The sequence below is a fragment of the Pseudoalteromonas sp. T1lg122 genome, from assembly GCF_002964825.1.
Taxonomy (GTDB): domain Bacteria; phylum Pseudomonadota; class Gammaproteobacteria; order Enterobacterales; family Alteromonadaceae; genus Pseudoalteromonas; species Pseudoalteromonas gelatinilytica.
The window spans coordinates 390,801-404,243 of the sequence record NZ_PQCG01000032.1 but is presented as its reverse complement, the minus strand read 5'-3'; the positions used below and the strand labels follow the sequence as shown (position 1 = coordinate 404,243).

At 40.6% G+C, this 13,443-nt stretch carries 7 protein-coding genes; 5 read left to right on the top strand and 2 right to left on the bottom strand.

The window, feature by feature from the left end; all coding sequences use genetic code 11:
* The first annotated feature begins 95 nt into the window (after positions 1-95).
* Positions 96-4,286 carry a PKD domain-containing protein gene (locus C2M33_RS14275; protein WP_105174740.1) on the top strand — a complete coding sequence of 1,397 codons (4,191 nt, stop codon included), beginning with the start codon at positions 96-98 and terminating at the stop codon, positions 4,284-4,286.
* A 114-nt stretch (positions 4,287-4,400) separates the two neighbouring features.
* Here the strand turns inward: C2M33_RS14275 and C2M33_RS14270 are convergent, their stop codons facing one another.
* Both C2M33_RS14270 and C2M33_RS14265 read right to left on the bottom strand, forming a co-directional pair.
* On the bottom strand, positions 4,401-7,199 hold the full coding sequence (locus C2M33_RS14270) for a TonB-dependent receptor (protein WP_063700485.1): 2,799 nt from the start codon (positions 7,197-7,199) through the stop codon (positions 4,401-4,403).
* 314 nt (positions 7,200-7,513) lie between these two features.
* Positions 7,514-8,299 carry an IclR family transcriptional regulator gene (locus tag C2M33_RS14265; protein WP_063700483.1) on the bottom strand — a complete coding sequence of 262 codons (786 nt, stop codon included), beginning with the start codon at positions 8,297-8,299 and terminating at the stop codon, positions 7,514-7,516.
* A 432-nt stretch (positions 8,300-8,731) separates the two neighbouring features.
* On the opposite strand from C2M33_RS14265, the gene C2M33_RS14260 reads away from it, so the two are divergent.
* The 4 genes from C2M33_RS14260 to C2M33_RS14245 all read left to right on the top strand — a co-directional run bounded on the left by C2M33_RS14260 (position 8,732) and on the right by C2M33_RS14245 (position 13,427).
* Positions 8,732-9,874 carry a Gfo/Idh/MocA family protein gene (locus tag C2M33_RS14260; RefSeq protein ID WP_062565008.1) on the top strand — a complete coding sequence of 381 codons (1,143 nt, stop codon included), beginning with the start codon at positions 8,732-8,734 and terminating at the stop codon, positions 9,872-9,874.
* A gap of 19 nt (positions 9,875-9,893) precedes the next feature.
* Positions 9,894-11,150: a sodium:solute symporter family transporter gene (locus C2M33_RS14255; RefSeq protein WP_105174739.1), complete on the top strand. Its 1,257-nt coding sequence runs from the start codon at positions 9,894-9,896 to the stop codon at positions 11,148-11,150.
* Between the two features lie 56 nt (positions 11,151-11,206).
* Complete coding sequence (locus C2M33_RS14250) at positions 11,207-11,668, top strand: hypothetical protein (protein WP_105174738.1); 462 nt, start codon at positions 11,207-11,209, stop codon at positions 11,666-11,668.
* 262 nt (positions 11,669-11,930) lie between these two features.
* On the top strand, positions 11,931-13,427 hold the full coding sequence (locus C2M33_RS14245) for a hypothetical protein (protein ID WP_063700478.1): 1,497 nt from the start codon (positions 11,931-11,933) through the stop codon (positions 13,425-13,427).
* Positions 13,428-13,443 lie beyond the last annotated feature (16 nt).

Below are 13,443 nucleotides of genomic sequence, written 5' to 3'. Positions count from 1 at the left end.
ACGTTACTGTTAATGAATGTTAAATTACTATCGTTTTATTAGGAACAAATGTATACTAATTGGCCGATAATAATTATATAAAGTGGAATAGTTTTATGAATGGAACTCGTTCAAAAATACTCTTTTCGTTGATCTTCCCCGTTGCTTTACTTACCGGATGCGGTGGCGGTGGTGGTGGTGACTTTAAATCAGAACAACCTACAACTGAAAACCCAACAACAACGCCAGATCCAGTCCTAATGACAGGCATTTTTTTAGATTCGGCTGTTGCAGGCCTGAACTATTCGACAAGTTCAGGTGAATCTGGCGTAACAAATAGCGCTGGTGAATATCAATACAAAGAAAATGATAATGTTACGTTTTCTCTTGCTGGTATTGAGTTTCCTGCAATTACCGCTGCAGCCGTAGTCACACCCCTTGATATTCTAGACAGCCAAAACTTATACAGCCCGATGGTGCTTAATACGATTAGATTGTTGCAATCTTTAGATGAAGATAAAGACCCATCAAATTCAATAAACCTTGATAGTGACCTTGTTCAAAAGCTAGAAAGCGCAGGTATTTCAAATGCTGATCTAGCGTTGCCAGCTGAGGAATTTGCTCAATTATTAATACAAAAAGGTCTTTTTTCATCTATTGCTGATACTGATTTTGTAACGAAAGAATTTGCGATATCTCACTTTTCAAACACTTTATCTACATCTAAAGTTATCGATTCAGATGGAGATGGCATCAGCAATGCTTCCGATACAGATGATGATAATGATGGTGTTCCTGATGGGGATGATTTATTTCCATGGGATAACAGCGAGAGCGCTGATTTTGATTTAGATGGTATCGGCGATAATGCTGATTCTGATGATGACAACGATGGTATAGATGATATTAATGATACGACGTTGAGTATGAGTCATGTACTTGATTCATCGATCAAAAATATTACTCATATGGTCTATCATAAAGTTACAAATAGAGTATTCATTACCGACCAAATTAATAAATCTTTGTATATTGTTAGCCCGGATACAGGAAAGGTTATCCAAACCCTGCAATATGCAAAAATGCCAAGAAGAATGTCAATTGCAAATAATACCCTTTATGTGTCGCTACTTGATCGAGACTTTGAATATTACTCAGAAATAGAGGGGAGTGGCGAAGTTGTTATTTACAACTTATCGCAAAATAAATTCCAGCAAAAAACACGTTTTAGCGTTGCTGTAGATCCATTTGATATTGTTGCTACAAATACGGGAAAAGTGATTGTTTCATCGGGGTCGAATCAATGGACCTCAATCCTTTCATACAATGCAGAAACAGGGTATAAAACGGGTAATGAGTCGATCAGACACCAATCTTACCTCAGCTTAGATCCTTCACAAAATAATGTTTTTGCTGCAAATACAGATCTATCACCAGCAGATTTTGAAAAGTTTGATATTTCCGGTGAAGGGATTATTTCACGCGGTGACTCTCCGTATCATGGTGATTATAGTATTGGAGGGCGTATTTGGGTTTCAGAAGATTATGTATTTTCTCGTTGGGGCAATATATTTAAAGTCTCTGATATGACTCACGTTTCACAAGTATTAGGGATGTTTACTATTGATGATATTCAGTTTGATGAGAAGAACAAGGTTGCTTTTGCAAGTTCAAACGGAAATATATATTTAATAAACCTCCAGTCATTAGAAGTTTTCAGAACGGTTACTCAACCTGGTGATGTTCAGCAGGTGTTTCTTGCTGAGCAATTCACATACTCAGTAACCGAAAACGATAATACTCTTTATGTGATTAAAACACCTTATCAATGCGCTGATTGTATCGACAATACTGCTCCTGTAGCTCAATTTACTTATACACCAGATACTGGTTTAACAACTGATATATATGAATTTGATGCTTCGAGTAGTTATGACACACAGAGTTCAGAGCTGCAATATCGCTGGGACTTTGATGATGACGGTCAATGGGATACTGATTTTACGACGAGCTCTGATACAAGTAATAAGTTCATAACTGCAGGGACACATTTCGTAACACTACAGGTAATGGATACAGTTGGTGCTGTAGACAGCGTTACAGTTGAAATTAATGTTTCACAAGGGGAAGATTCGGGCAATGACGTAACTGATGGCACTGCGTACGAATTACAATTTAATATAACAGCAAAAATTACCGACGTGCCTCGACAAAAGCTTTATGTGACAGATAAATCAGCTAAGCGATTATATGTTGTAGACATAGCGGATGGTGAAACTGAAAAGTACTTCGAATTTGAGTTTATGCCGGAGCGAATGACATTATCACCTGATGGCAAGCTACTTTATGTTGCTCTTCTTACTCAAGATCACAGTTCATATTGGTGGAGTGAAGAACAAAATGGCTACATTGCGGTCTTTGATTTAGAAAAGCAAAGCCAAGTTAATTTATTTGAAATACAAACTGACCCGTATGATCTAGTCATAAATGATCAGAACAAACTTATTGTATCTTCAGGTTCTGGGCAATGGACGAACATTTATGCGTTTGACGCTGAAAATGGTGATGTTCTTGGTAGTGCTTCGATTTATCAGGCTGCACGTTTAACATTACACCCATCGGGTAATTATGTATTTGCTGCAGATACTGACTTAATTCCATCTGATTTTGAAAAGTTTGATATTAGTGGAGCTGGCATCACCTCTGTTGGAGATTCTCCATATCATGGTGATTTCACAATAGGAGGCCGTGTTTGGATAACACCTGATGGTAACTATCTAATCAGCCGTGGTGGTCATGTATTCCGCACTGACAATCTGACTTACGTACAAACGCTAGAAGGTTTTGAAGAAGGGGATGAGCTCATTTCAGCACTGAGCTTTGACTCTCAACAGAATCTAGCTTTTATTGTTACAGATAAAGGTGAAGTGCCTTATTTTAATCTGTCTACGTGGTTTAAAGCTGGCAGTATTGAAGTAGAAAATGCATTTGACGTGATTGTTAATGATGACCAAGTAATAGTGTTGAGTGCAGAGTCAGCATTAACAACTATGGTTGTGGTTGAGCATCCTTGTACCATCTGCGGCACTAACATGGCGCCTGTTGCTGATTTTACCTATACACCAGAAAATGGCACAACAAGTGATAACTATGAATTTAATGCTTCAGTAAGTACCGATTCAGAAGATGGCGCAAACTTACAATATCGCTGGGATCTTGATGGCGATAATCTATGGGATACTGGCTTTAGCTCAGATCCCCTCATCAGCAAAAAGTATACTCTTTCTGGTAGCAAAAATATTACTCTGCAAGTCAAAGACTCTTCAGGTGCTTCCAATATTAAAATGATCACACTTGAGGTAGCTCAAGGCACTGACTATGGAACACAAGTGACTGATAGCACGGCCTTTGAATTGCAATTTAGAGTGACAGATACAGCTGTTGATTCGGTGAGACAAAAGTTATATGTCACAGATAAACAAGCAAAGCGACTTTATTTAGTTGACTTATTAACAGGCGAAACTGAGAAGTATTTTGAGTTTGATTTTATGCCTGAAAATATGACGGTGTCTCAAGATAGCTCGCGACTTTATGTATCTTTGCTTAAACAAGAGCATAGTATGTATTGGTATACAGAAGATCAAAGTGGTTACATTGCTGTTTTTGACTTGGCTGAACAAGCGAAAATAAACGTGTATTCAGTACCAACTGACCCATTTGATCTTGTTATTAATCAACAAAACAAACTCATTGTCTCATCAGGGTCAGGGCAACATACTAGAATATACGCACTTAACGGGCTTAACGGTAATGTGTTCAGTTACACAGATATTTACCAAAAAGGGGTTTTAGATTTACACCCAACGGGTAATACTGTTTTCGCTGCCGATACTGGATCATACCCATCAGATTTTGAAAAGTTTGACATTAGTAGTGATGATATAGAAGCATTGGGAGACAGCCCTTATCATGGTGACTATGAAATAAATGGCCGTGTTTGGGTTACACCTAATGGTGAGTTCGTCATAAGTCGCGGCGGTGATGTGTTTTACAGTAGCGACATGACCCACGGTATGGCTATTGCTGGGTTAGATTCTGATATCATTGAAGTTGTTTTCGATGAAACAAAAAATCTTGCGCTGGTTTTAACTGACTCAAAAGTCATTCGTCTAAACCTTGCTAATTTTGTTGAGCAAGACAGTATCTCTTCTCAGTCTAGCGGACATTTACTTGATGTTAATAATCAGTTTTATGGTTTAAAAAGAGATGGCATCATCACTCGTTTAATTAAACATAGTTTTGATTAAATAAGACTTGCTTAGTCGTAAGCCGCTACATTTGTAGCGGCTTTTTTATACCCCAAAAAAAGCCTCCTTAAGGAGGCTTTGGGTTAGGCTCATCACCTACAACAACATAATTGCTTAGAAGGTTCCGCGAATACCTACGAAGTATTGGCGACCTGTAAAGTTGGTTGTCGCAATGATTGATTCGTCGTTATTAAAGTAACGGTCGAAACGCTCATTGGTTAAGTTGGTCACGTTAAAGGTCAATGAATAGTTGTCATTGATTTTGTAAGACGTACTTAAATCAAGCTGTTGGTAGTCGTTTACATGACGAGGACCAGCGAAGAAACCAAATGAAGGTTCTAGTAAGTATTTCTCACGGTAGTTGTAAGATAAACGTACTGACGCAGGGCCTTTTTCATAGTAACCAACTAAGTTATATACATTTTTAGATAAACCAGTGTAGCTGAATGTTTGACCTTCAAAGCCATCACCAAAGTCAGTGTCACTGTCTGTGTAAGTATAGTTTGCTAACATACCTAGGCCATCGAATGGTGCTGGTAAGAAGTCAAAAGTGGTTTGGAAGCTAAGCTCAGCACCATTAATTGTTGCCGATGCCGCATTACGTGGACGATCTACCGATGCCCAATCAATTCCGGCAATTGTTTCTGGTGAGCTTGAGTTAAACACAAAGCCATCAATGTCTTTTTGGAACAAAGCAACACTCGCTAAACCTGTATCGTTGAAATACCACTCAAGTGATAAGTCGAGTGAATCAGACTCAAATGGTTCTAGAGCTGGGTTACCCGCAGAGCCTGTGAGTGTGGTGGTGCTAAAAGTAAAACGCGGCGATAACTGCGAAAGCGTAGGGCGCGTTACTGTTTTGCTAGCCCCAAAGCGTAAGTACACTTCGTCAGTTAATTCAGCATTTAAGCTTAAGCTTGGTAACACATTGGTGTAGCTACTGCCTGTTGAGCTGGTTTCACCCACCACATCGAAATCACCGGCACTGCGGATAACGATTTCAACTGGCAATGCACCTGTTGCTTCAACGTCGGTTGTTACCGCACGTACACCCACATTACCTTTAACTGGAATATCGGCAACATCAAAGGCCATGTTCGCTTTTACGTACGCTGCTGCAATATCTTCTTCAACTTTAAACGAGCTGATACTATCGAATTGTCTTTCAACACCGTATTTATTGTGGAAATCAACCGGATCACCAATTACAAAGCTGCGGATAACATTAGCGTTTGGTGCTTCACCTAAAAAGTCATCAACCGGGAAATCAAGTAGGTTAATTGCTGAAGTAGGTAATACTGCTGGTACGCCATTTGAACCAGTAAAACTGTTGCCTACATAGGCTTTGATTTCTTTTGAGCGCTGAGTATAACGTACACCTGTTTCTAGACTTGTGATGTAGTCATTGTCTAAGAAATACTTAGCATCAACAGAAAATGACAGAGATGTATCTTTTACGTCACGTGCATTGGAGTTACCAAATGCCACTCGGTAGTTATCTGGGTCATTTAAGTCGGTGCCTGTAACATAAAGGTCAGGAATGCCGTTATCTGGGTTACGTGCATCATACACTACATCAGCAAACGCTTGTAACAGCACACTTTTAAGGTCGCGAGATTGCTCACCTTTAGAGTAACCAAGATCAAAGTCGAGGATCCAATCTTCATTCGGTGCCCAGTTTACATGAGTGCCCACGGCAAGTGTGTCTGATTCCATCTTCGTTAATTCAGATACGCTTCTAAACTGAGTTTGCGGTGCAACGGCATAAACCAGGTTATCGTTTTCTACCACAGCTTCGGTTACGAGGAATGGGAAAATACCGCCAACACCACGACCATTCGGGTCATTTAGGTCGGCTGCAACCCACAGGCTCGGGTCTTGTGGACCACGGAATTGGAAACGAGCAGGTAACTGTAATGCTGTTTCATCTACATCGAATGTTGCATATAAACCATCGAAGGTAATGTTAAGCTCATCGCTAGGTTGAAATTCAATTACAGCATTTAAACCAGTACGAGTGCGCTCATCACCATAGTATTGAGTCAGCGGTTCGATAGGGTAAAGAGAGTTAGGGTAATCGATACTGCCATCATTCGTACCACCTGGCACTGTGGCAAGATCAGGGCGAATTTCAACACCATCCCCCGTACCTGGGCCAAAGTTTACATTACCCCAAGAGAAGTATTCGTCTTCACGGGTTTGACGTTCTGAGTACGTGACACCTACCAGTACGCCAAGTTTTTCATCGTCTGATTTCCAGTTCACAATGCCTGAAAGACGTGGGTCGGTTGAATCTGGCAGCTCACTGTATACACCTTCGGCTGACCAAGCACCAGAAAAGCCAACTTCATCTGCATCCAGTGGTTTGCGGGTTTTAATGTCTGCATTACCACCAATACCGCCTTCTAGTTGATCTGCTGACACTGTTTTATAAACGTCTAACTGACCAATAAGCTCTGAGGGCAACACATCTAAAGAAAACTGACGGCCAATGCTACGGCCAGATGCTAAAGAGCGACCATTTAAAGTAACCTGCGTAAAATCAACAGGTAAGCCACGAATTTGTACATATTGCCCACCTAGTCGACCATCGGTACTACCATTGGTACCGCCATTTGGGCTACCGCGAGGACGGTCAATTGAAATACCTGGAACACGCTGCAAAGACTGCGCGACGTTTTCATCAGGGAATTTACCCATATCTTCAGCGGCAATTGAGTCGAGAATTTTGTCAGAGCCACGCTTGGTTGCGATAGCTTCTTTTAAACTTAGTCTCACACCGCTGACAGCGATTACTTCAATATCATCTTGTGCAACATCCTTAGCTGTACTGCTTTCCTCTGCCATTGCTGTGCTACCCATCAGGGATAAAGCAACAGATAAGGCTATTTGGCTTTTGGTGAATTTCATCATATTGACCCCCATCGCTCTTGGCGAATTATTCTCGTGAATGTTCAAATGTCCATTCAGTGATATATAAAGACTAAAAAACCGTCAATGCGCTTTGCAGTCTGCGTTATCTAGATTTCTTAGTTAAAATTTCGCCAAGAATGATGTTTTATAAATGAAACAAAATGGTTGCTATTGTGTTAATTGTTATTTTGGGAAAATTCCTAAAATAGTATTAATAAGCTAGGCATTCACCAAAAAAACTGCTGATGCCAAAAGGGTAAAAATAGGCATTTAAATTTGTACGATGGCGGGATCATTAGGAAAAAAAACATCCTTTAGGCCTCTTCGTCAAAGCCCATTTTCTGTGAAATAAGGTGTGAGGTTTCTTTTAACTTTTTTATCACATGTTCAAAATCTGCATTACGCGATTCGTCTCGGTACATAAGAATTGAGGTGAGCAGTACAGCGACAGCATTATGATAATAATCGAAAATAGGCACGCCAATATCATATACGCCAGCGAGAACTGGGCTTGGCATGGCTTCGTGACCTTGTTCTTTTACGCGTAGCCAAATATTTCGCAGTGCCATTAAATCGAGGGATAATTCGGGATGATTTTCTTGGTAGGCTTTGAGCATTCGTTCACGGTTATCGTACGATGCAAACGCTAATAGCACATGGCCTGCACAGTTATCGGTAAGGGGTCCTCTTCCTCCAACAGGTAGGGTTAAGCAGTTACTATTAGTGTCGTAATCTTGATGCGATAAAATTAATCCACCACCATCTGAATACACCACTAAGTGACAAGATTGTTGAATGTCACTACACAGCTCTTGAATGATAGGGAAGGCAACATTATTCAGGTGGTGAACTGGTGCGTAGCGATGCGTAAGCCGATAAAGCTTAAGTGAGAGTCTATAAACACGTTCAGTTTGAAAAAACTCAAGGTAGTGGAGGTCATTTAGAACCGCCACCATACGAAAAATTTCAGCTTTTGATTTCCCTAATGAGTCAGAAATTTGTGTCAGATTTAACCCTTCCGGGGTTCTTGCGAGTAATTCTATTATCGCCATGCCTTTCTCAAGAGCGGGCGCTTTATATTTAGTTTCTTTCTCTGTCATCGGGTACTTCTAATTACTTATTCTTAGCTTAAAACCTTATACATAAGTGTAGTCTCAAAGAACGCTTATGCACTGAAATATCACCTGAACTTGGTAATAAAGTAGTTTGTATATCCCAACTGTTTTGATTTGGTCAATAAACCGTTTCTGATTTTTATTTAAAAATTAAGTAGTTGAAGCCATTTCCAAATAATGATTTGCGTAAAATTTTTGTTACCAAAGTGAGTGAATATGCCGCCTCTCGGTAATTAAGGTTTTTTAACGTACAGCTAATTAGAGTTTGAACAAATTGAAGATTGTTTTGTATGTAAAACCCATGTTGAGCCGAATTTCATAAAAAAAATCCCCTTCACAAAGCGCAGACAAGTGATTGACTGTTTAAGCGCAAGGTAACTAACGTGAGTTATTAACGTGCCTTGTAGGAATAAAATTGTGAAAGTAGGAATTTGTGGTTTAGGTGACCGATTAAGTTATGTTGCCAAAGTGATGCATGAGCTTATTCCAAATTTTGATTTGGTAGCATATGCCGACCCTGAGTCTGTAAAAGTTGAGTACATGCAGTCGCATGGTATCTCGATGCGCGCTTATGACGAACTTGCAGATATGTTGCAAAATGAGCAGCTTGATATGTTGATGATTGGCTCTCCAAATCATATGCATTTAGAGCACCTACGCCTCGGCATTGAAGCAGGGTTACTCATTTTTGCAGAGAAACCTATTGTAATGTCTGAGCAACAGACCTACGACGTACTCGAGCTTATCGCTAAACATAATGCCTTCGATAAAATTTTAGTGGGTATGGTGCTACGTTATGCGCCTTTATATAAAGATTTAGTCGCAGCCTTATCCTCTAAATTACTGGGTGAAATCACCAGCATTGAGGCATCAGAGCATATTCCGCCAGAGCATGGTGCGTTTTTTATGCGAGATTGGCGCAGACATCAGGGGCTATCGGGCGGCTTCTTATTAGAAAAATGCTGTCACGACTTAGATCTTTATCAGGGCATTGTGAAAAGTCGCCCAGCTAAACTTGCCAGTTTTGGCGGTCGAAGAACCTTCACGCCTGAGAACAAGCACTTAGGCAAGCATCCTGTCTATCATCAGCGCAAGTCGCGCTGGAATGGCATAGATGAAGTGTTTGATAACGATTCTGAGCTGGTGGATCACCAAACTGCACTGATTCAATATGAAAATGGCATAAATCTGAGTTTTCATACTAACTTAAATGTACCGAACGATTACCGACACTTTAGTGTATTTGGCACACTCGGTATGGCTGAAGGTGACTTTGTGCGTAACTATTTCAAAGTGCATGACTGTATTACCTCAGGGGCATTGATTGATAAAACGTACTTACACGATGATTCAATTTCGATGCACTATGGCGCTGAAGAAGAAATGGCGGCAGATTGGATTGCCTTTTTTGAAAGGGGGACTCCTTTACCGGTATCCATTGTTGACGCTTTGCAAGCGGGGCTCACCGCCATCAAGTTAGATGAAGCTAGGCAAACAGGTTCGATTATCGATATGACAGAAACATGGAAAAAATTTGATAGCTACCTAAATAAAAATTAAAACACATCGGGGGATTCACATGGTCTTAATTGATTGGTTAATAGTTGCATTTTATGTAGTAGCAGCGGTTGTTATCGGAATGCTCTTTACAAAAAAGGCCAGTGAAAGTACGGCTGATTTTTTTGTCGCAGGGCGTTCTTTACCTTGGTATATCGCAGGCACATCCATGGTGGCCACCACCTTTTCATCTGATACACCCTTGTTTGTAGCAGGGGCAGTGCGAGAGCAAGGCATTTACGCAAACTGGATTTGGTGGGTAAGTGTAATTGGCGTGATTATTTCGGTGTTCTTCTTTGCTAATTTGTGGCGAAGATCAAAAGCACTCACCGAAATTGAGCTAATTTCACAGCGTTATGATAAGAGCTTAGCCACTGATTTTTTGCGAATTTTTAAAGCTATTTTTGATGGTGTATTTGTTAACTGTATTATTATTGCTTCGGTGACTCTCGCTATGTCGAAAATTATTGTGGTGATTTTAGGACTCTCCCCCGAACCCTTGTTCGACATTCCTCTATTTGGCGCCATTACAGCGACCACGCTTATTTTGATTGTGCTAGCTGTTGCAGCGGTCGTGTATACCGCGATGTCTGGTTTATATGGTGTTGTGTATACCGATTTAATTCAGTTTGCTTTAGCCATTGTCGGCTCTGTGGTATTAGCAGTTATCGTTTATGTCGACTTACAAGATCACGGTGGCATCGTTGCAGCGGTTGAGGCATCTCCCGGGTTTAATAGCGATACACTAAAAATGATCCCCGATTTTGAGTGGGATCTTAAAACTGCGACTTTTGTTATTTTAGTGTGTATCGGCTGGCTAAATTACGCGCCCGGGTTTGGTTTTTTCTTACAACGCACACTGGCTGCCCGTAGTGAAAAAGATGCCATGTTAAGCTTATATTGGTTTGCTTTTTGCCATTTAGTGTTAAGAAGCTGGCCTTGGATCATCGTGGGTGTTGCCTCACTGGTTTACTTTCCGTCGTTGGTAGATGCAGAGCAATCATACCCAATGATGATCGATGAGTTTTTACCTGTTGGCTTAAAAGGCATTATGGTTGCCTCTTTACTTGCTGCTTTTATGAGTACCCTTGATACTCAGCTGAACTGGGGCTCGTCTTATTTAGTCAATGATGTTTACGAGCCTTACTTAGTAAAAGGCCGCGAAAAAGCCCATTACATCAAGGCAGCTCGCGTCAGTATGTTAGTACTAACTCTTTTTGCGCTGATTGTAACGACCCAACTTGAGAGTATTCTCGGCGCTTATAATATATTTCGGTAATCATCATTCCCATCTCTGTGGTACTTATTGCACGCTGGTATTGGTGGCGAATAAATGTGTGGTCAGAAATTAGCGCGCTTATTACTGCCGTTATTGTCGGTAATGCGATGATGTACATACTACCCGATGAAGGCGAGGCTAAGTGGTTTGCAGTGCGTATGCTAGCAACCACGATAACAACCTTGGTTGTGTGCTTAGTTGTTACCTTAATAACCTCAAGTAAAACCCCAAGCCCGAAAACTATCGAATTTTATAGCCGTTTAAAAATCCACGGCCGTGGCTGGAAAAAAGTCAGAGATTTAACAGGCATTGAACCGATAGCGGCGGGGATTAAAGATAACGCGATTGCCTGTGTTGCGAGCATTGCGTTTATTTATTCGCTACTGCTCGGTATTGGTAATGCCTTATTTGAAGATTGGCAAACCTTTGGCTATTACTTAATTGTGATTGTGGCCTCTGGTTGGGTTGTAAAGCGTAAAATGCCAAAAGTGATAGCCTCATTAAGGCAAGAAGTATAACAATTTAAACTCCTAGTTGTGTCGCAAGCCATACGTTGTTTTTAAACATGCATCGTATGGCTTTTTTATTAACAAGTTTTGATTGGTAAATAAGAAAATTCATATTGATAAGAATGTTTTATTTTTGAAATGCCAATAGTTTTAAAGTGTTAGATATGAAACGAATGAGTGGTAGTTGCTTGTTGTTGTGTAATTTAATTGTTGCTCATTTGTAAATTTAATAAGCTCGTTACATTCTTCGTTTTCATGTGGTTTAGTTGTTATGAATAGTAAAATCCATAAAATCATATCGGGTGTTGCCTTAGCAAGTAGTATTAGTGTGGGTGCTGCCGAGTTACCTAAAGAAGTTAAATGGATGCAAGATGCCAAGTGGGGGATTAGTCATCACTATCTTGCTGGTGGCACGTTAGATAATGCATGGTATCAAATCACAGACTATAACGAGTGGAATAACTACGTTAATGGTTTTGATGTTAACCAATACGCGGATAAAGCAGCCAAACTTGGTTATCGGTATGTAATTTTTACCATTACCCAAAACCGCGGTTACCTGTCGACGACCAGTGATATTTACGATTTGCACTCACCGGCATGTCCAAGTAAACAGATTGCACCGGGTTGTATCACACAGGTTAATTCTAATCAGGCTGATTACACGCCAACCCGTGACCTTGTTCTGGATCTGGCGCTGGCGCTTAAAGCAAAAGGCATCAAGCTAATTGCATATCTACCTTCACACTTAGGTGATAGATGGACGGGCAAAAAAGTGAAAGCGCCATACCCAGACTGGTTTATCAATGGCTTTGTGAGTGAAAGAGCACAAACGTGGGGTGACAATATTGCCGGTTGGTGGTTTGACGGTTGGTATCAAGCCCAAGAGTCGGAGCAAGAACTTGCGGCTAATAATGCTTACCCTGTTGCAGATCAGCTTGCGAAATCAGTGCGTAGTGGTAACCCGAATGCTGTGATCACGATTAGTGATGGTTTTGAGTACAGCTTTATTCCAAACGATCCGCAAAGTAACTACACCCAAGGTGAGCATAATGAACTGCCGCCTATTCCAAAATCAGGTGAAGTAACCACGGCGATCGGTACAAAAGTACAGTGGCATGGCTTTACGTATACCTCACAAGAAGACCCATTATTTGGTGGCTGGGGACAAGTTAAACGCAGCTTAAAATACAGCAATAATGAAGTAGCAAACCGAGTAAAAGACATTGCAAGGGCTGGGGGGGTGACGACCTTAGACGTGGCCATTAATCCAAATGGCAGTTGGTTAGTTGACCGCTTAGTGCAAATTCAAACGGTAGGAAACACGGTAGGCACAACAAGTGATACCACCTATTCAGGCCTCGAGCTGATAAACGATAATGACCTTCGAATTAAATATAGCGAAAATGGCAACTGGGTGAGATCTGAGCAAACTAATACTGGCGAATACCAACAAGATTTGCACATGACTACTGTCAATGGTGCGTCGTTTAGTTATGACTTTAGTGGTTCGAGTATTGTCTTTGCGACTTCGAAAGACATTAACCATGGTGACGTTGAAGTTATTTTAGATGGTAAATCACAAGGCATATTCTCTATTTTCGATGGTAATAACTATCGCCAAGTACAAAGTATTGTGTTTGAAAAACATGATTTAGCAGCGGGAGCGCATACCTTAACAGTTAAAAAAGTGTCGGGCGATGTTATGCCTGTTGATGTAGTGCTCTCGAAAAAAGCCAAGAAAATATATAAAGCCAAATCGCTCTAGCGATATCTAAATCAAG

Bases quoted from the DNA above. Each gene is read 5' to 3' on its own strand.
- C2M33_RS14275 (WP_105174740.1), top strand. From the start codon at position 96: ATGAATGGAACTCGTTCAAAAATACTCTTTTCGTTGATCTTCCCCGTT.
- C2M33_RS14270 (WP_063700485.1), bottom strand. From the start codon at position 7,199: ATGATGAAATTCACCAAAAGCCAAATAGCCTTATCTGTTGCTTTATCC.
- C2M33_RS14265 (WP_063700483.1), bottom strand. From the start codon at position 8,299: ATGACAGAGAAAGAAACTAAATATAAAGCGCCCGCTCTTGAGAAAGGC.
- C2M33_RS14255 (WP_105174739.1), top strand. From the start codon at position 9,894: ATGGTCTTAATTGATTGGTTAATAGTTGCATTTTATGTAGTAGCAGCG.
- C2M33_RS14245 (WP_063700478.1), top strand. From the start codon at position 11,931: ATGAATAGTAAAATCCATAAAATCATATCGGGTGTTGCCTTAGCAAGT.